The organism is Phyllobacterium pellucidum (assembly GCF_013327855.1).
Classification (GTDB): domain Bacteria; phylum Pseudomonadota; class Alphaproteobacteria; order Rhizobiales; family Rhizobiaceae; genus Phyllobacterium; species Phyllobacterium pellucidum.
Genome location: NZ_JABUMX010000002.1, coordinates 250294 through 269702, shown reverse-complemented (window position 1 = coordinate 269702; position 19409 = coordinate 250294). Strand labels below are relative to the sequence as shown.

Sequence of the window (19409 nt, the reverse complement as noted above, 5' to 3'; positions counted from 1 at the left end):
AGAGAGAATGAAGATTACCCGCAGGCAGTTTGCCACCTGGGCCCTCGCGACGGCCCTGATCGCTCCAGTCGCCTTCCACGTATCCCTGGCTGAAGCCAAGGATAAATACGTCATCGGCTTCAGCCAGGTGACCACCGTCGAGCCGTGGCGTGTCCAGTTCAACAAGGACCTCGAAGCAGAGGCGAAGAAACACGCCAATGTCGAGCTTCTGGTTGCCGACGGCCAGGACAAGACGGAAAAGCAGGTCGCCGACGTTGAAAACTTCATCCGCCAGGAGGTCGACGCCATCCTGATTTCGCCAAAGGAATCCGCCGGCCTTACCGGCGTCGTCGAAAAGGCGATGGAGGCAGGCATTCCCGTTATTGTTCTCGACCGCAACGTCGATACCGAAAAATATACGCAGTGGATCGGAGGCGACAATGTTGTGATCGGCGAGGCCGCCGGCAAACATGCCGTGGAACTCCTCGGTGGCAAGGGCAAGGCCAAGGGCACCGTCGTCGAAATCTGGGGCGGGCTGGGCACGCAGGCAAGCCATGATCGCAGCGACGGCTTCCACAAATATACGGATGCGGAACCCGGCATCAAATATTTGCTCGACAAGCAATCGGGCGACTGGAAACAGGATCAGGCCTACAACATCATGGCGACCGCCCTGCGCAACCATGAAGATATTACCATGGTCTACGGCCACAACGACCCAATGGCCTATGGTGCCTACCTTGCCGCCAAGGATGCGGGCCGTGAGAAGAATATCCTTTTCCTCGGCGTCGACGGGTTGCCCAATGAGGGCGTCCAATGGGTGAACAAGGGCGAACTGGCTGCGACATTCCTCTATCCGACGCCGGGTGCCGAAGGACTGCGCCAAGCCTTGAAGGTTCTCGCGGGCGAAAAGGTCGAGAAGAAGATCGTGCTTGGAACGGAAACGATCACCAAGGAAAACGCACCTGCGATCCTCAAGGCGAACGGGCTCTAACGCATTGGTCAAGGCGAGCCGCACGTCCACGTGCGGCTCGAATTTCTCCGACATCTTGTTGTTATCGCAGCCTTTTGCGCTATGATTTGGCCCGGCCGCACCTGTTGCGCCGCATGTTGTTGGAGGTACCGTCATGAAAACGCAGGCCATTGCCGCGGCAATTTTCTTCGCCGCGGCTGCCATATGGACAATCAAGGCCTCCGCCGAACCGCTGCAGACGATGGATGACGTCGGCCAGGCGATTGCCGCTTGCTGGAAGCCAGCCTCGGATTGGAAGGGCACGGTAACGCTCAGCTTCAGCTTCAAGCGTGATGGAACGTTGATTGGGCCGCCGAAGCCGACGAACATCGCTGTCGATGGCGATGACAAGGCGCGTCAAAAGTTCGTTGGTTCAGCAATCGAAGCGATCCAGGCCTGCATGCCATTGTCGTTTTCCACCGATCTTGCGGCCGGAATTGGCGGGCAGGTGTTCACGATGCCGTTCACCGCACCAACAAGCGGGCAGGATCAGCCGACGGTCGATACGCAGTAGAATTTTTCAGACGACGACGGAATAGACGGCCGCAAAGTGGATGCCAGCCGCGGTGAGGACGAAGCTGTGCCATATCGCATTGTGAAACGGCAGGCGTTCGAGCACGTGAAAGATGACTCCGCAGGAATAGACAATGCCGCCAGCGAGGATCAGCCACAGCACTGATGCTGACAAAGCCCCTTCAAGCTGGTGATAAGCGGAAACCCCGCTCCATCCAAGCAAGAGATAGAGCCCGATGGCGAGGCGATCAAAGCGTCCTGGCATTACCAGCTTAAGGACGACACCGACGACGGCCGTGGCCCAGACGCCTGCGAGCAGCCACCATGTGCCCGACTTCGCCATGAAGGGCGTATAAGTGCCGGCAATCAGGAGATAGATCGCCGAATGATCGAAACGGCGCAGCAAGTATTTGATCGGCGATTCCGGCCAGATGTTGTAGGTGGCTGACAGGCCCATCGAAAGCACGAGTGTTCCGACATAGATGGCGGTCGCGGCCGAGGTGCCGATCGCTGACTGACCGAGCACGATCGTCAGGAGTATGATCGATCCGACGATGGCGAGAGTGGTGCCCAGAACGTGCACAACGCCATCTGCCCAAAGCTCCGCCACCGAATAGCGCCGGAAGATCGTCACGGGTAGGGCTCGTAGCTTTGGTCCGGTCAAAGGGGCTCCTGCAATCTCGATCATGGCATCCAGCGTATTTCATTCTTTGCTTTTGACAACCCGAAATCCCCTGACCCAGGCATTGCGCATGGCGATCAGGAGAATTCCCGATGCGTATGGCGGGAAAATGTGTAACAATGATGGGCAATTACATTCGTAATTACTTTCCTTTTTACTTGATAGAATTGCAGTATAACAGGGCGGATCCGCTGTGGCGGACGTGGTGACTGGGGACTGGTGTTGAGCATTCTGCGCAGAAGTGGTGATCGATGGGCGCTTGCGGGACTTCCTGCACTCCTGCGCCGCCTTGGCCTGATGGCGCCCGCCGGCAAAGCGCTGAGCGGCAGCGTCCGCTCGCATTCGCGTCCGCTGGAGCTGCTGCCTTACGGACTTCTCCTCTTCCTCAGCGTCGCCGCGATCATTCTCGTCTTCATTATCGGCGTGGGTGAGAGCAGGGACAGGATGATCACCGAATCGACGGTTCAGTTGCGCCAGAAGACGGCGCTGCTTGAAGCCTATGTCAGCAAGATCCTCGAAGCCAATGAAATGGTCTTGCGCAACATTTCTTCTGAAATCGATCCGATGCCCTGGAGCGACATCGTGGCGTCGCCGAAAGTGGCAAGCCTTCTCGCCGATCAAAAGCAATTCCTGAAGCATTCTGGCGTCATTGCCCTCGTCAACAGGGAAGGTTCGCTCGTCGCCTATAGTGAGGGCTTTCCGGCCAAGTCGTTCAGCGTCACCGATCGCGATTATTACCGCTACCTGCACGATAATCCCTTGAGCGAGACATTCATTGGCGAGCCGCTCATAGGCAGGGTCCATGGCAAACTCTCGCTGACCATGAGCAAGGCCCTGCACCGGCAGGATGGCTTGTTCGACGGCTTGATATTGATCACCATGCCGCTCGAGTATTTTTCCAACCTGTTCAATGGGGCGGCTTCGCCGTCCGATGTTGCCCAGCTCCTGCGGAACGATGGCAGGGTCATCGTCAATGTCCCCTTTGCCCAAGGCGGCAACCAGGCGCCCTTGTGGTTCGCGTCTGCCGTGGGAGCCAATCCGGCCGCAGGGGTGGTCAACAGCGTGTCTGCAAGTGACCAGACGAACCGGCTGGTGGCATACCGAAAGGTTGAGGCGTTTCCGTTTTACGTGAGCTACGCCATCGATGAAGGCAAATTGCTGAACGGCTGGTGGCAATCGGTTTTCGTCTATGGCGCGGTTCTCGCGACCGCCCTTGCAGCATTCATGGCGACCGCATGGATGGCACGGCGAAATTCGATAGCGCTGCTTCATTCCAACGAGTCGCTTCGCGAGGTCAGCGAGCGCGTGCTTGTCTCGCAGGATGAGGAGCGCCGTTCGATCGCGCGCGACCTGCACGATTCAACCGGCCAGCACCTGATCGGCGCGGCAATGGAACTCGACAGCGCCCGTTCCCGCGTTTCGGAGACTGACGATGACACGTCGCGGGCATTGCACCGCGCCGCCGCATTGATCATGCAAAGCAATGAGGAATTGCGAACGCTGTCCTACCTGCTTCACCCGCCGATGCTCGACGAGTCCGGGCTGCCCAATGCGCTCGAACTGCTCGTCGTCGGTTTCGAGGAGCGGAGCGGTCTTGAGATCGAGCTGCGAGTGGCGCCCGAAATTGGCACGAAGCGGCCGCCGGCCGGCGTGGAGCTTGCGATATTTCGCATTGTCCAGGAGGCGCTGACAAATATCTACCGCCATGCACGCGCAAGGCACGCCACGATCAGGCTTGTGCGCCAGGGCAGCGATGCATACCCGATGCTGTCTTTGACCGTGAAGGATGACGGCATCGGCATAGAGCGCAGAAATCGCAATACGATCGGCGTCGGACTCTCCGGAATGGAGGCGCGGCTGCGACCCTTCAACGGACTGCTCGATATATCCACCGGCAAGAAGGGAACCACGCTCTCCGTGCGCGTACGGGGTTGATCGCAGCTCATTGCAGTTCTCGGGATTGGCCCCGAGGATGCTGATACAGGACCGGCTAGCTCAACCCTTCTTCTTGCCTTTGTAGTTCGCATAAATCTGGTCGGCCAATTTGCGCAACGACCGCCCGATATTCGCGTATTCGAATTCGTTGAGATTGGCGAGCGAGGCGCGCCCCGAAGGATGCAGGGTACCGAAGCCGCTGCCGGGCAGCAGTACAATGCCGGTGTCGCTGGCAATCCGGAACAGGAGCTCGGTGGGCGCCACATTTTTCTTCACCCAGTCGGCGAATGCATCTCCATAGAGCTTGCGGGCAATATGTTCGAGATCAAGCAGCGTATAGTAATCGACGGCATTGACGTCGTGTTCCGGCGGCAGCCCGAGTTCGCGGTAGAGCGCAGCCTCACGGCGGCGGATGAGCTTCTTCAGCTCCGCCTTGTAGCCGTCGCTCTCGTCCATCAGGGCAAACAGCGAAAACAGCACCATCTGTACCTGCTGCGGCGTGGAAAGCCCGGCCGTGTGGTTCAGGGCAACCGCCCGGCTGTCCGCAACCACCCGGTCGAGGAATTTCAGCTTCGATACGTCAGGAACAAGCGTCGAATAGCGCTCGTCAAGTTCCTTGCGGTCGGACTTGGAGAGCCCCTTGAGCTTGGCGTCGAAGATATTTTCGCGCTGCGTTGCGATGACGCCGAGCCGCCATCCCGTTGCACCGAAATATTTAGAGAAGGAATAGACAAGAAGGGTATTGGCGGGGCAGGTCGCGAACAGCGACTTGAAGTCGTCCGCGAAGGTCCCGTAGACGTCATCGGTAAGGATCATCAGGTCCGGCCGCTTCTCCGCGACCATCTTCGTGATGCGTTCGAGGCTGCGATCATCCATCTTCACCGAGGGGGGATTGCTCGGATTGATGCAGAAGAAGATCTTGATGTCCTTATCAAGAAGCTTGTCGATCTCCTTATCGGGATATTGCCATTCCTGGGTAGGATCGGCGTTTATATGAACCTGCTTCAGGTCGTATTCCTTAAGCTCGGGAATTTCGATGTAGGGCGTGAAGGCGGGCATGCCGATCGCTACCTTGTCGCCAGCCGATATCAGCTTGTTCTGCTTCAGCGAATTGAAGATATAGGTCATGGCCGCGGTGCCGCCCTCTACCGCGAAAAGGTCGATGTCGTCCGAACTGATGAAGCCGCCGATCATCTCCTTGACGATATAGTGCTTCACGATTTCCTCGCTGACGCGAAGCATGCGCGGCGGTACGGGATAATTGCAGCCGAGAATCCCCTCGACAGCTTCATGCAAAAAGTCCGATGCATTGAGCCCGAGCTGGTCGCGGACATAGCTCAAAGCCCGCCCAAGAAACACTACCCCGGGCTGATCGCGATGTTCGTCGACATAGCGGGCAAAGCGCCCCTCGATTCCGGCGATTTTCGGCAGGCCCCCGACACCGTTCTCCATATATGAGAATGAGAGTTCAGCTTCGGCAACCGCAAAGAGCCCGAGGCGGAAAAAGGCGCGTCGCGGCAGGGTGGCGAGAAAGTTCGGGTTGCCGCGTCCGGCATTGAGAATGAGCCGATTTTCCTTGCTGGAGGCAACCTGGATCAACGCATCCTTGAGTTCGAACGGGCTAAGCTTGGCATATTGGCTGTAGTCTGTGCGGGGCATGGAACTCTCCTCAGGCAAATGCCACGACCAAAGGGCCGAGCAGGGTCAGGAATACATTGGCAAGGGCATAGGTAATGGCGAAGGGGGTCGTCGGTATCGTATTGCCTGCCTTGTCGAGGATTTCGCCGAAGGCAGGGTTGGCACTGCGCGAACCGGACAGCGCACCGGCAAAGATCGCCGTGTTGTCATATTTGAGGACATAACGGCCAAAGACCATGGTGATCAGCAGCGGCAGGATGGTCACGACCACGCCGATGAGAAAAATCGAAAGACCGCTTGTGGCGATGGTTTGCACTGCCTGCAGGCCGGATTGAAGTCCGACCACCGCAACGAAGCCTGCTAGACCAAGGTCGCGCAGGAGCGTCGACGCCGCGGTCGGCATGTTGCCGATGGCAAGGTTGCGGCTGCGATACCAGCCGAACAGAAGACCGGAGAGCAGGGCGCCCCCGCCGCTTCCAAGCGTCAGAGGAATCGAGCCGATCCGGATTACGGCGAGGCCGATCAGCAGGCCGGCAACGATGCCAAAGCCGTGGAAGACGAAATCGGTCTTGTCGCTGGGGACGATGACGGTGCCAATGGATTTGGCCACTCTCTGCAAATCCTGGTCAGTGCCGTAAAGGCTGACCACGTCGCCGGTTTCGATGCGCGTGTCAGGCAATAGCGGCAGCGGCTTGTCGGCGCGCTTGATCCCGGTGACATAGATGCCGTGGCGCAGGTCATCGGCGGTCGCCGCCCTGATTTCCGCGACCGTCTTGCCGACCAGCGCCGGACTGTTGATCGTGATATCGCGGGTCACGATGACAAGGTCCATGCCGTCCGACGATTGAAGCTCGGGACCGATGCCTTGTGCTGAAGACACCACGCCCGCACGCCGGCCGACAACCAGGATTACATCGCCGGATTCAAGCCTGAGGTCAGGCTGGACGCCAATCAGCGCGCCGGCGCGCTTGACGCGTTCGATGGTCATCGGCGCGTCCCTCGTCGTCGGCCCTTCTATCTGGGCAATGGTCTTTCCGGCTGCGGACGTCACCCGATAGATGCGGCCGACGAGATCGGGCGCGGCGGGCACTTCGCCCGGCCCGAAGACCTGCGCGCCGGCAAGGAGTTCCGCCTCCGCCTTCATCGCGTCGTCACGAATGCTGCGGCCCATGAACTTCGGCAGAATGTTGACGCAAACGATGATCGCGCCGAACGAGCCGAAGATGTAGGTGACCGCATAGCCAACGGCGACGTTGCCTTGCAGGCGCTGCACTTCATCGGCGGCCAGGCCGAGCTTGCCGATGGCGGCGGAGGCCGTACCGATAATGGCCGATTGCGTAAGGCCGCCCGCGGCGATACCGGCGGCGAGGCCCTTGTCGAGCCCAAACATCCGGGCCAGCACGATGACGGTCAGCAGCCCGCTGAGAGCAAGCACGACGGCCATAGCGATTTCGCGCAGCGATTGACGGCCGAGCGAGCGGAAGAATTGCGGGCCGCTTTCAAAGCCCACGGCATAGATGAACAGCGCGAACAGCACGGATTTTACGCCATTGTCGACGGAGACGCCGACCTGGCTGATCAGCACCGCTACAAGCAGCGATCCGGCAACGCCGCCGAGCTGGAATTTGCCGAATTGAACCTTGCCGATGGCATAGCCGCCCGCAAGCGACAGGAACAAGGCAATTTCGGGCGATTGACGAAAAATCTCATGAAGCCAGACCATCGAGATCCTCCAACGATTGTATCAGCGCGATTGCGGTGTTTGAGCGTCAGGTCGTAGTCGAGCGTTGATCCGAACGCTTGACGCAGCGAAAACCAACGTGACTGGTTGAAGTGTCCTCGGGTTCGGCATGCCGCGCGGCCGGACGGTACCGCCGGCAATAATTCGGTGCGCAAAGATGCGAACCGCCCTTGAGGACGCGCCGGGGAATAAGGATTTGCGGCGTGTGCGGATCATAGCTCGCGTCGATCGGACCGCCGCGCGGGTTAAGCGGGATGCAGCAAGCCTTTGCCGCGGGCTCCTCATGACGTGTGGACCAGAAATCGCCCGTCCACTCCCAGACATTTCCGATCATGTCGTAAACGCCATAACCGTTCGGTGGGAATCTGTGGACGGGCGAGGTCCGGTCGTCGCCTTGGGAGCGAAGGTTGTGATGTGGAAATATGCCTTGCCAGGTATTTGCCATCTGCCGGCCGCCGGGGTTCAGTTCGTCACCCCAGGCAAACTCGGTTTCGTCGAGCCCGCCGCGCGCTGCCAGTTCCCACTCGGCTTCCGTCGGCAGGTCCTTGCCGGCCCAATCCGCGTAGGCCTTGGCATCCTGCCATGCCACATGCACGACGGGATGGTCGAGTTTGCCGCGCAAGTCGCTGCGCCGGCCATAGGGGTGACGCCAGTCAGCCCCGAACTTGTAAGTCCACCACTGGGAAATATCGGGGCTTGTGACCGGGCGGGTCGGCGGATCGAACATCAGCGAGCCCGGCTTCAACATATGTGGCAGCGCACCGGGATAATCCTTTGGATTCGGGGCCTTTTCGGCAACGGTTATATGGCCGGTCGCCTTGACGAATTCCATGAATTGACGGTTTGTGACCGGGGTGGCCTGGATCCAGAATCCGTCGACCTCGACCGGGTGCGCAGGGGACTCCTCCGGATAGTGCTTGTTCGACCCCATCATGAAGGTTCGTCCGGGGATCCAGATGAGGCCGTCCTCCGATTTCAACTGCTCGTTGAAGCCATCTCTTTGGGCTGCGGCGGGCATTCTACCTCTCCGAATGTCAACTTGTGCGAGCATTGCCGCGAATTCGCTGCGACTGAAGTACGTTACAGTTACATACTGTTGTTTCTGGCCGGCCGTTGCCAGTTACCGAGCGGCGGATTAAGCGGGGGAAGCGCTGGCGTAACTGTAAAGGATCGCCGGTCGCGGCGGCGATACTTCACACGCCAGGCCAGTATGGCGGACGCAAGAGTTCGCGCACTGCCTTGTGTCGGTGGATGTGGTGGGCCGAAGAGATCACGTTCAAATCCTGCCAGAGCGTCCTGCACCGACCGGTCATTGCTTGCCTCAGCCCAATCCGTTGCGCTTCGAAATCCCATGGCTTTCGTCCAGAGGTTGAGCGCCGAATAGGCACGCTTCGCGTCGCCCGAGTTGAGCGCTGCCAGGAGTTCACGATAGCGCGTGGGCTCGGATTGGGCCCGGGCCTGCTTGCGCGCATCAACCCAGCGTTTCATGCGGGGCCACAGGCGATGGAGGAGGAAAGCCAGGCCAAGGGCGGCGAGGACGGTGATAGCAATGCCAAGTATTGCGCGGATGGAAAGGCGGTCTGGTGCTTCCTTTGCCTGGGGAAGATCGGGCGCAATAGCGTTGGCCGTCGCTGGCTTTGCCTTTACGACGAGGACGAGGGGCTTCAGTTCGGCCCGCTGCGCCTGCATGTTTCCCGTGTCGAACCAGGTGGCGGTCAGTGCGGGAAGCGTGAACGTCCCCTCCCTATCCATCACGTAGGTGACGCGCTCGGTGCGGCTGCTCCCTCGCTCACGGCCACTGCCATCGACATTGTCCGCCAGTGCCGGGGCCTGGCGATAGAGCTTTACGCCATCCGGCACGTCGAACGATAATTGCGGCAACATCATTGCCCGCGTCCCTGTCGCAAAGAGCGTAACCCTGCGCACAAGCGTGTCGCCGACCTTGAGATTGGCCGGGTCTCCATCGATGGTCTCGCTGAGCTGGGCACGCGCGGCGGAAAACGCTGATGCTTCCGCTCCGGGTGGCAATTCCGCGGCGACAAAGGTGACTGCGGGAAGATTTACTGTTGCTGGGGTGGATTGACCCGGCACCTTGGCATAGGCGAGCGGTACGCTTGCTGTCGGGAGCGTAAATTCGCCGGCGATCTGCGGAATAATGAAATAGGTGCGGCGAATGCCGGAATATTCTTCGCCGCTGACGGATTTGACCAGGTTCTGAGCCCGCTCGTCGGGAAGCGTGACAATTGCGTTCGGGATGTCTAGCAATGGAAACTGCGGCGGCGATGTGAAGAAATTCGGAACGTAGACGTCGACATCTATGCTCACCTGCTGGCCGACCACGATCTTGCCCTGTGTCGCCAGCGACGTTTCGGCGAATGGCTCGGCAGCATAAACCGGCGATGCAAACAGAAGAGCAAGCGCGACAAGCCAGCCAAAATATCTCATTGCTTGCCTCCTCGTGCCTCGATGGCAAACTTGCGGGCAAGAAGATCGGCCGGACTGACCTCGATATTCTTCATCCACAGATCGGCAGTCTGTTCAGAAACGTTGACCTGCCCCTTTTTGCCCTGCTTGCCCTTGGCGTCGAACTGGACCTGGTCAGGTTTGAGATTGGGGTCCTGCTGCTGTTCCTCTTCCTCCTGCTTTTGCAGCGCCACGAGTTTCTCGGCAATGGCGAGATTGGCCTTGGCCTCGGGCCAATCTGTTCGAAGTTGCAGCGCGCGCTTGTAGGCGGCGACCGCCTGATCCAGCCGATTGAGGTGAAGCAAAGCGTTGCCCTGGTTGTACCAGGCTTCTGGCGTATCCCTTGCCGCGAAGGCATCGACCGCTTCGCTGAACTTGCCAGCGCGATAGAGTGCGACGCCGTGCCATTCATTGTCCCTGAAGGCAGCCGCGGCGGCGGGATAATCGCCACGCTCATAGGCGAGACGTCCTTGCTGGTCCGGCGTCAGCCACATATCGGCAAGGCTCAGATCGGCGGCGCATGAAGTGTGAGGGCTGAAAATGAGATGGAAGGCGAAAAGCGCGCCGGCCCAGCGCACGACCCAGCCCCGCCGGAACGACAGCGCGGCAAGCAGCACGATCGGTATGGTCAACCACCAGCCAAAGTCGCGCCAGCGCGTTTCGGCTTCGGCGGCCTTCTGCGCGAAATGCGTCTTGATCCGCTCCACGACCCAGCGCACGTCGCTGTCGTCGCTCGTAAAGGTTGCAACGCTGATGTTTCCGGCGCCTTGCAACCGTTTCAATTCGTCGACGTCAAGCTTGGCGAAGAGGCGACCTCCGGCAGCATCACTGGCGAAACCTCCACCGCTGGTTTTGACCGGACCGCCCTCGGCTGTGCCAATCGCAAAGAGCACGACGTTGTTGCTGCCGCCGAACCGCGCCACTTGATCGAAGGAGGCCGCATCGACACCGTCGGTCATGAGAAGAATCGTTCCGGGCGCTTGAGCACTTTCAAGCGTTTTTTCTGCTGCTGCCAATGCGACAGCAGTATTCTTGCCGGCAACGGGCATAATCCGCGTGGCCAGCGAGTCGACATAGGTGCGCACGAGCGCTGCATCGTCGGTTAACGGAAGAACCAGATGCGCCGAGCCCGCATAGGCAATGATGGCGGTTCGCGCTGCGGGCCGCGCGGCAAGGATGTCGTGAACCTTGAGCTTCGCCCGTTCAAGCCGCGACGGGGTGACGTCGATAGCGTCCATCGTCTGCGACAGGTCGATAGCGATCACCAGCGGCGCTTCGTCCTGAACGAAAGGCGGGAGTTCGCGTTGCCATGTCGGGCCGGCAAGGGCGAGTGCTGCGAGGGCAATGAGAATTGCCGTCAGGTGATAGGGCCGCAGCCGCCCCTTGGATGGATCGTCGGAGACGAGATGATCAAGCAATTGCGGCGCAATCATATCGCGCCAGCGCAGCCTCATGTCGGACTGGCGCGATGCCAGCCACAATATCGCGATCGCTGCGAGGATCGCGAGCAGCCACCATGGCCGGAGGAAGTGGAAATCGGCGATCATCGGTTGGCTGCCGGTTCAAGCGCAGCGCCGCTGCGGTTTCGCAGCCTTGCGAACAGGAGCGCAAGGAGATGATAGGCGATAAGGAGCAAAAGCGCGGCACCGAGAGGATAGTGGAACAATTCGATGCGCGGGCGCCAGGATAGTGTTTTCTGGTTCATGGGCGTGATGCGGTCGAGCGTCGTATAAATGTCCTGAAGCCCGGTCTGGTCCTGGCCGAAGAAATATCGTCCGCCCGTCGTCGCTGCGATTTTTTCGAGTGAGGCAGTGTCGAGCTTCTCTTCACCGGTGGCTTGGGGATTGCCGATGCCGATCGTATGTATCGTGATCTTTGCGTCCCTGGCTATGTCCGACGCCTTGGCCAGCGGCATCTTGCTTGCCGTATCGTTGCCGTCAGTAAGAACGATGAGCACCTTCTCGGGGGCGCTCGTGTCCTTGAACATCTTGATCGCCAGCCCGATGGCATCGCCGAGTGCCGTCCGCGGCCCGGCAATTCCGGGCAGCGCCTCCGCGATCATGGTCTGCACGGTGGGATGATCTATGGTGAAGGGGACGAGCGGGTAGGGTGCGTCGCCAAAGGCGATGAGGCCGATGCGATCAGCGGGGCGCTTCTTGACGAAGTCGCTGACGACGCTGCGAACCGCGTCTATCCGCGAGATGAGGTTGCCGCCGGGATCGCGAAAGTCCTTTGTCTCCATCGACTGCGAAAGGTCGATCGCCAGCATCAGGTCGCGCTGCGGCTCGGTCTTCTCGATCGGCGGTTCGACATATTGCGGACGGGCGAGAGCGATAAGGACAAGAAGCCAGCAGATCGTTCCCACGATCAGCTCCGGCCAGGTTCTACGCGTAACCAGTGAGCCGGTCGATGGGGCTATTCCCGCGGCCTGCGTGACTTCTTCGAAGAATGGAATGCGTACCGAAGCAGATTGCGAGCGATATGGCGGCAGGAGCCACCAGACGAGGACCGGCAATGGCAGCAGCACCAGCAACCACGGGAAATCAAGCTGGTACATGGTGCTTCTCGATCCAGTGGCGTGCGGCTGCGAGCAATTGCTTGGGGTTACCTGAAGGATCGCTCTCCCGTGTGGGGTGATATTCCAGGTCGTCGAGCATATGGACAAGATCTGCGCCGAGGCTTCGATCCGGCAGGGCGTTTTGCAGGAACGCGACCCACGCCCCGCCGCTTTGCGCGGCAACCTCATTGCGCGGCCAGACGGCCAATGCAACGCGCTTGACCAGAATGGGCACCTCCCGGGCGATTGTATCCGCATCACCATCGCTCTCGAGCCGATCGAGAATTTGCAAGGCTTCGCGCCGGTAACGATTGGCTCGTCGCCTCTTGAACCAATGCCAGCAAGCCATTGCCAATGCTGCAAGAAGGAGGATTGCCACCAAGGCCCAACCCCAGGTCTGCGGGAACAGCGCAACGGGGGCGGGGGTTGCGATATCAGCCAGTGATTTCAACGCCTGTTGTGTTGCGAGATCGAGCGGCGTATCGGCCATCATCGCCTCCTTTGCCGCCAGGCGGTCTGCGCCAGCAATCGGCGCAATTGTGGCGCCGTCTCAAGCGCGGTCGATACCGGCAGCATCGGCAGGCCGAGTTCCTGCTGCCAGGCCAACAATTCGCGCCCTCTGCTTCGGGCAAAATCGCCGATCGCGTTGCGTGCCTTTGCCTGCTGGAAAGTGAGTTCTGCTTGCATGGAGCCGCCCCTGATGACTATCTCGCCTTTGGTTGGCAATTCGAGCAGGAACGGGTCATAGACCAGAATGGCGAGCACGTCATTGCGCACGCTGAGGCGCAAAAGGAGATCGCGCGTTTCTGCCGAATGTCCGTCAAAATCGCTGACGATGATCACTAGGTGATCGTGATGCGCGACATTCTCCACGGTCCGCAGCACCGTGTCCAGCTGTCCTGTGGCGCGCTCGCCGGGCGTGCGCGCATTCAGCGCCTGGTTCATGGCGGCAATGCCGTCGCCCAAGGCAATGACGGACTCTCGGCTGCGATGCGGCCGCAGCTGCGTTGTGCCGCTATCGTTGAACACCTGCCCGCCGACCCGGTCGCCCGAGCCGAGAATGCGCCAGGCGCACAGCATGGCGGCTTCCGCAGCCGTGACCGATTTCATGACGCGACGGCTGCCGAAGAACATATTGGTGCGCTGGTCGACGACGATGAGGGCAGGACGTTCCTTTTCCTCGCCGTAGATGCGCACGAAGGGTTTGTTGGTGCGCGCCGTTACCCGCCAGTCGATGGTGCGGATATCATCGCCCGGAAGATATTCGCGCAGTTCCTCGAAGGTCAGTCCGCGTCCGCGCATCCTGGAACTGTGGCGCCCGGTCAGGGGCTGCTGTACCGCGTTCCTCTGGATGAATGTCAGGTCGCGCGCTGTCGATTCGAGTGCGGCGAGCTGTTCGACTGAGACATAAACGCCGTCGGAGATTTCTTGCGTGGACGAGGAAGCGGGCGCCATGGCACTCAGGCCACCGCTACGCGTTCGACAATCCGGTCGATGACTTTGTCGGGACCGATATCCGCGGCATGTGCCTCATAGGACAGGATCAGCCGGTGCCTGAAAACATCATGGACGATCGCCTTGACATCGTCGGGCGTGACATAGTCGCGACCCTTTAGCCACGCATAGGCGCGTGAAACCTTGTCGAGGCCAATGACGCCGCGCGGGCTGACACCGACTTGCAGCCATTTGGCGAGGTCCGCGTCGATCTTGTCGGGGTAGCGTGTGGCGAAAACGAGTGCCACCATGTAGTCCTCGACCGGCTTGGACACGGTGATGGCGGATATTTCGGCCCGGGCATCGAAGACTGCTTTGGGGTCCAGCTTGTCGTCGGATTTGCCGGGTTTGGACTTGGTTGCAGTCTCCTCGCTGCGAACGAGCCGCATGATCGCCGCCTCCGACTGCTCATCTGTGTAGCCCACTTCGACGTGCATGAGAAAGCGGTCAAGCTGAGCTTCGGGGAGCGGATACGTCCCTTCCTGCTCAATTGGGTTTTGCGTCGCCATCACCATGAAAAGGTCAGGCAGGGGATAGCTTTTGCCCCCGACGGTCACCTGGCGTTCCTCCATCGCTTCAAGCAGCGCCGATTGCACCTTCGCCGGCGCACGATTCACCTCGTCGGCAAGGATCAGGTTGGCGAAGATCGGGCCCTGCTGGAATTTGAACTCACCCTTGCCGCCCTCGCTGAAGTAGATTTCGGAGCCGGTGATGTCGGCCGGCAAAAGGTCCGGCGTGAACTGTACGCGCGACAGCTCGGCATCGAGATTTTTCGCCAGACTCTTGATCGCCCGCGTCTTCGCAAGGCCGGGCAAGCCTTCCACCAGCAGATGGCCATTGGCAATAAGGCCAAGCAGCAACCGCTCGACCATCGTGTCCTGGCCGATGATCGACTGGCCGACCCGCTTGCCCAATGCGAGAATGTCGTCACGTGCGCTCATTGTGTGTTCCCCCCTAAAAACCAGGCATAGTAGGCATTGTCGGGTGCATGGTCGCTGACGAATCCGGCGTTGCGCTGCCATGCGTCCCGATCACCGCGATAGGCGCTTAGGCCGGCATTATAGAACGTGTGGAGAATTTCCCGTTCCTGCTTCGTGGATGTGATGAAGGCCGCATCGGCATTGACCAGAGGCGGTTCACTGGCAAGGGCGAGAAGTTTCGGCAGGACTGTCGGAAAGGTGTCGGGTCTCACCCACGCCGCATATTCGATGCGAGGCATATCGTCGGTCACGGGGGCCGCGTCTCCGGCATAGGTTTCAAGTCCCTTGCGATCCATCACGAATGTGGCCATCAATTCAGGAAGTGAATTGACGCCGACTTCGCGCAAGGCCTGCCTCACACCGGGTTGTTCGAACCGCGCACTCATCTGAGCGACATCGAGGTTCATGGGTTCGAACGAGCCGACGAGGAGCATTTCATGCAGTTCGGTTGTCCATAGGGATGCGTGCGGAAAGACATCGATGAAGCTTCGAACGAGCGAGCGCGTATCCTCATCGTTTTGCGTCGGCAACGGGAGCCATTGCGCGACCATGCCACCTGGCCGCAGCCGCGCGGCGGCAAGCCTGTAGAAATCGGTGGAGTAGAGATTGGCGACCCCTGCGGCCGAGGGAGGCGGCGGTTCGAGCGTTACGAGATCGTAGGACTCTTCGCTTCCAAGCAGTTCCCGCCTGCCATCCCGCAGCCGGATATCGAGGTCGGGCGAGGAGGCAGCATTGAAATTGCCGTTGAACAGGTTCGCTGCCCGCTGTACGCCTGGCAGGAGTTCAGCCGCGACGCGCTGGTTGAGCCCGTCATAGGTAAGGAGCGCACCTGCGGTTATGCCGGTTCCGAGGCCTACAACCATCGCCGCCTGCGGCCGCTTTTGCATGGTTATCAGGGGAAGGAGCGCCTGGAGCCGCATGTAGCGCAGGGAGGGCAGGGAGTCTCCCGTATTGGAAACACCCTGGATATAGAGTCGGCGGAACTTGCGGTCGCGGCCCTGTTCGACGACCGCGACGGTTGCGCCAAGGCCTTCCTCGTAGAAGACCAGCCTTCCGGCCTGTGCACCGGGCAGCAGACTGGCGAAGCGATCAGAGGGGACGAGGAAGGCCAGGGCCAGCGTCAGGATGCAGACCGATGCAATGGCAATGCGGTGGAGGCGTACAGCTGCGACGTTGCGAAACACGGCGATCAGGCCAATGACGGTGGCAGCGACAGCGAGGATGCCGAACGAGCCGACGAAGCCGAAAGTGGGAACGAGGACAAAGCCCGTAAGGACCGTCCCAACAATGCTGCCGAGCGTGTTCCAGCCGCTGACGAGCCCGACGCCGCTTCCCGTCCGGCCATCTTCAACCACGAGCTTAAGCGCAAAGGGAAAGGCGGCGCCAAGCAGAAGCGTCGTTGGAAGCACGATGAGGATCGCGGCGACCGCAAAGCGTGCCGACATTCCCGCAAGCTGGTTTCCTGTCAGCTGAAGCAGCCAGTACTCGGCCATGGACTGCAGCATGATGATCCAGTTGCCGAGGAACGCGATGCCGCAAAGACCGACGAGGCCCGCGCCGGCGATTAGCAGGCCGAAAATGCTCCAGTGGTCGCGAACGCGATCGACCCATCTCGAGGCAAGTGCGGAGCCTGCCGCCAAACCAATGAGGTAGGTGGCGAGCACAATGGCGAAGGCAAATGTCCGTGTGCTCATGAACTGGACGATGGATTGGGTCCAGATGACCTCGTAGCCGAGTGCGATGCCGCCCGCCACAGAATACAGAAACAAGGCAAGACGAACATTCCGGTAATTCACATTGGCAGGCGAGATGGTTTGCGCTTGAGCAGGCGACGCAAGGACCAGCGCAAGGGCAGCTGCAAGAAAGCTCAGCGCCGCCGCAGCATAGGCGGTGCCGGAGACACCGAGATAGGGGATGAGGAGGAATGCAGCGGCGAGGGTGCCGGCAATGGCTCCGGCGGTATTTGCCGCATATAGGCGTCCGCCCTTGCGGCCGATGTCGCGGTTCGACGCGGCTACCGATCGCACCACCGCCGGAAGGGTGCCGCCCATGAGGACAGCGGGAACACCGACGAGAGCGAAAACGATCAACCAGGCGACGGGTGCAGCGGAATTCTCGATAATTGCAAAGGACGGCGCAAAATGTGCGAGCGCGACGGTAACTGCAATGCCGCAAAGGGCGACACCCGCCTCGAGCAGCGCATAAAACCGAAAGGGATAATTGCTGCGATCGATTGCGGGCCCGAGCAACAGACTGCCGAGCGCCAACCCTGCCATGAACGCTGCAACGCCAGCCGTCACGGCATAGACGTCGACACCAACGATCAGCGAGAGTTGCCGTACCCAGACGACCTGAAAGACCAGAGCTGAAAAGCCCGAGGCGAAAAGCAGAAGGGCAGGCGGCGCCGTGAGGGTCAATCGTTGGGGCATGGAAACCTCAAACTGTTCGGCACCGGCAGGCTGGTTGGAAAGTTGCGTATCAACGCTCATCTGATGCGCTCCGCAATGGATTGTTCGGCTGGCGCATCTTCTGGGCGCCAGCCGGTTATCGAAATCAAACGGGCGTTATTGCGCCTTGTTCTGCTTTGCCAGTTCCTCGTCGATCTTCTTGTGAACGGCTTCCTCCACCTGGTCGACACTGAAGCTTGCCGGCTTCTGGCTCGGCGGATAATCGACGAAGGTTTGAAGGAACTCCGAAGCTTTCAACGTGGCTATACCCGTCAGATACGCGTTCTTCGCCAGCCAGTCATTGTACTGGTCTGAAGTGATGTCGGCGCGCTCATAGGGGTCCATGCGCAGGTTGAAGATCTTGGGAAGACGCAGGCAGGTAAAGGGCTCCTGCCAGATGTTGAGGTTGCCTGGCGCGCGCTGCTCGCAGAACACCGCTTTCCAGTTGTCCCAACGCATGGCGACGAGTTTACCGTCGTCGTCGAAATAGTAGAACTCGTTGCGCGCACTCTTCGGCTGCTGACCTTCGAGATAGGGCAGCTGATTGTAGCCGTCGAGATGCACCTTGAAGTTCTTGCCGCCGATATCGGTACCCTTCAGCAGCCGGTCCTTGATATCCGTGTCGCCAGCAGCGGCGAGCAGGGTCGGGAACCAGTCGAGGCCCGAGAACATGTCGTTGCTGACGGTATCGGGTTTGATCTTGCCTGGCCAACGGATCATCGCCGGGACGCGGAATGCACCCTCCCAGTTGGAATCCTTTTCGCTGCGGAACGGCGTCATCGCCGCATCCGGCCATGAGAACATGTTGGGCCCGTTGTCGGTCGTGTAGACGACGATCGTGTTGTTGGCGATGCCTTCGTCGTCGAGTGTCTTCAGAAGCTTGCCGACGTCCTGATCGTGTTCCCACATGCCGTCGGCATATTCATTGCCCGGCATGCCGCTCTTGCCGCGATACTCTTCCCGCACATGAGTAAATACGTGCATGCGGGTTGTGTTCATCCAGACGAAGAATGGCTTGTCGCCCTTGCTGTGCTGCTTGATGTAGTCGATCGCGGCACCCGTGGTCTCGTCGTCGATCGTTTCCATCCGCTTCGTCGTCAACGGACCGGAATCCTCGATCTTGCCATCGGCCGTTGCCTTAATCACGCCGCGCGGCGAGAAATTCTTGACAAAGGGATCATTGGGGTCCTTTGGCCAATAGGGTCGTTCCGGCTCTTCCTCCGCATTGAGGTGATAGAGATTGCCGAAAAACTCGTCGAAACCGTGCTTTACGGGCAGATATTCATCTTTGTCGCCAAGGTGGTTCTTGCCGAATTGGGCGGTGTTGTAGCCAAGCGGCTTAAGGGCCTGGGCGATTGTTATGTCGCGGTCCTGGAGCCCGACCGGCGCTCCGGGCGCGCCCACCTTGGAAAGACCGGTGCGCAACGGCGTCTGGCCGGTGATGAAGGAAGAGCGTCCGGCAGTACAGCTGTTCTCGGCATAGTAATCCGTGAACATCATGCCTTCCTTGGCGATGCGGTCGATATTCGGTGTCTGGTAACCGACGAGGCCGCGGGTATAGGCGCTGATATTCGTCTGGCCGATATCGTCGCCGAAAATGACGAGGATGTTGGGTTTGGGAGCGTCCTGCGCCTGCGCGGCCTGAACCCCGGGCCATTGCGCAAAAGCAATCCCTGTCGCTATGGCCGCGCCAGCGAGCAGGGAGGTTCTCGCCTTGGCTCCGCTCGGAACGCAAGCTTGCCAAAGCCTGCTTAAATCAATCTTCCATTCAACTGACATCAGTATCCTCCTGGAGACGGGGGCAAATTTCGTGCTGAAGCATTGTACTCTCGTGTCTGGGCCGAGGCATTATCAGACCCCTGCAACCGCTGCGCGTGTTTCTGCCCTGGATTGGGCTTTTGGACGACCTGCATGCTTTCGGGCTTCGGCTTCCGAAGGAAGTACGTAACTGTAACGCAATGCTTGATT

Annotated in this window: 15 protein-coding genes; 3 read left to right on the top strand and 12 right to left on the bottom strand. The window is 59.9% G+C overall.

Going from position 1 to position 19409, the window contains the following annotated elements; all coding sequences use genetic code 11:
• The first annotated feature begins 7 nt into the window (after positions 1-7).
• Complete coding sequence (locus HQ945_RS09305) at positions 8-973, top strand: substrate-binding domain-containing protein (RefSeq protein WP_036814345.1); 966 nt, start codon at positions 8-10, stop codon at positions 971-973.
• Positions 974-1106: 133 nt separating this feature from the next.
• On the top strand, positions 1107-1505 hold the full coding sequence (locus HQ945_RS09300; RefSeq protein WP_051614931.1) for a hypothetical protein: 399 nt from the start codon (positions 1107-1109) through the stop codon (positions 1503-1505).
• A 6-nt stretch (positions 1506-1511) separates the two neighbouring features.
• Here the strand turns inward: HQ945_RS09300 and trhA are convergent, their stop codons facing one another.
• The gene (gene trhA, locus HQ945_RS09295; RefSeq protein ID WP_246272630.1) at positions 1512-2168 is read right to left on the bottom strand and encodes a PAQR family membrane homeostasis protein TrhA; all 657 of its coding nucleotides are present in this window, start codon (positions 2166-2168) and stop codon (positions 1512-1514) included.
• Between the two features lie 240 nt (positions 2169-2408).
• Here trhA and HQ945_RS09290 point away from each other — a divergent pair, with 240 nt between their 5' ends.
• Complete coding sequence (locus HQ945_RS09290; protein WP_174208036.1) at positions 2409-4121, top strand: cache domain-containing sensor histidine kinase; 1713 nt, start codon at positions 2409-2411, stop codon at positions 4119-4121.
• A 60-nt stretch (positions 4122-4181) separates the two neighbouring features.
• Here the strand turns inward: HQ945_RS09290 and HQ945_RS09285 are convergent, their stop codons facing one another.
• From HQ945_RS09285 to HQ945_RS09235, 11 genes are all read right to left on the bottom strand, one after another.
• Positions 4182-5780, bottom strand: coding sequence for a bifunctional aspartate transaminase/aspartate 4-decarboxylase (locus tag HQ945_RS09285; RefSeq protein WP_174208035.1), 1599 nt, complete (start codon positions 5778-5780; stop codon positions 4182-4184).
• Positions 5781-5790: 10 nt separating this feature from the next.
• Entirely contained in the window at positions 5791-7482 is a 1692-nt protein-coding gene (gene aspT / locus HQ945_RS09280) for an aspartate-alanine antiporter (protein ID WP_113280656.1), read from the bottom strand.
• A gap of 46 nt (positions 7483-7528) precedes the next feature.
• Entirely contained in the window at positions 7529-8518 is a 990-nt protein-coding gene (locus tag HQ945_RS09275; RefSeq protein WP_113280657.1) for a formylglycine-generating enzyme family protein, read from the bottom strand.
• Between the two features lie 68 nt (positions 8519-8586).
• Entirely contained in the window at positions 8587-9945 is a 1359-nt protein-coding gene (locus HQ945_RS09270) for a BatD family protein (protein ID WP_174208034.1), read from the bottom strand.
• On the bottom strand, positions 9942-11510 hold the full coding sequence (locus HQ945_RS09265) for a VWA domain-containing protein (protein ID WP_174208033.1): 1569 nt from the start codon (positions 11508-11510) through the stop codon (positions 9942-9944). Before HQ945_RS09265 ends, HQ945_RS09270 begins: the two co-directional genes overlap by 4 nt.
• Positions 11507-12520, bottom strand: a complete 1014-nt coding sequence (locus HQ945_RS09260) for a VWA domain-containing protein (protein WP_174208032.1) — start codon at positions 12518-12520, stop codon at positions 11507-11509. Before HQ945_RS09260 ends, HQ945_RS09265 begins: the two co-directional genes overlap by 4 nt.
• On the bottom strand, positions 12507-13010 hold the full coding sequence (locus tag HQ945_RS09255; RefSeq protein ID WP_174208031.1) for a DUF4381 domain-containing protein: 504 nt from the start codon (positions 13008-13010) through the stop codon (positions 12507-12509). Before HQ945_RS09255 ends, HQ945_RS09260 begins: the two co-directional genes overlap by 14 nt.
• Positions 13010-13975, bottom strand: a complete 966-nt coding sequence (locus HQ945_RS09250) for a DUF58 domain-containing protein (RefSeq protein ID WP_174208030.1) — start codon at positions 13973-13975, stop codon at positions 13010-13012. Before HQ945_RS09250 ends, HQ945_RS09255 begins: the two co-directional genes overlap by 1 nt.
• Before the next feature lie 5 nt (positions 13976-13980).
• Positions 13981-14955 (bottom strand): AAA family ATPase, encoded by a 975-nt coding sequence (locus tag HQ945_RS09245; protein ID WP_113280663.1) that lies wholly within the window; start codon positions 14953-14955, stop codon positions 13981-13983.
• On the bottom strand, positions 14952-17483 hold the full coding sequence (locus tag HQ945_RS09240) for a fused MFS/spermidine synthase (protein ID WP_246272629.1): 2532 nt from the start codon (positions 17481-17483) through the stop codon (positions 14952-14954). The genes HQ945_RS09245 and HQ945_RS09240 overlap by 4 nt, the downstream gene beginning before the upstream one ends.
• Positions 17484-17558: 75 nt before the next feature.
• Positions 17559-19220, bottom strand: a complete 1662-nt coding sequence (locus tag HQ945_RS09235; RefSeq protein ID WP_081815869.1) for an arylsulfatase — start codon at positions 19218-19220, stop codon at positions 17559-17561.
• Between the last annotated feature and the right edge of the window lie 189 nt (positions 19221-19409).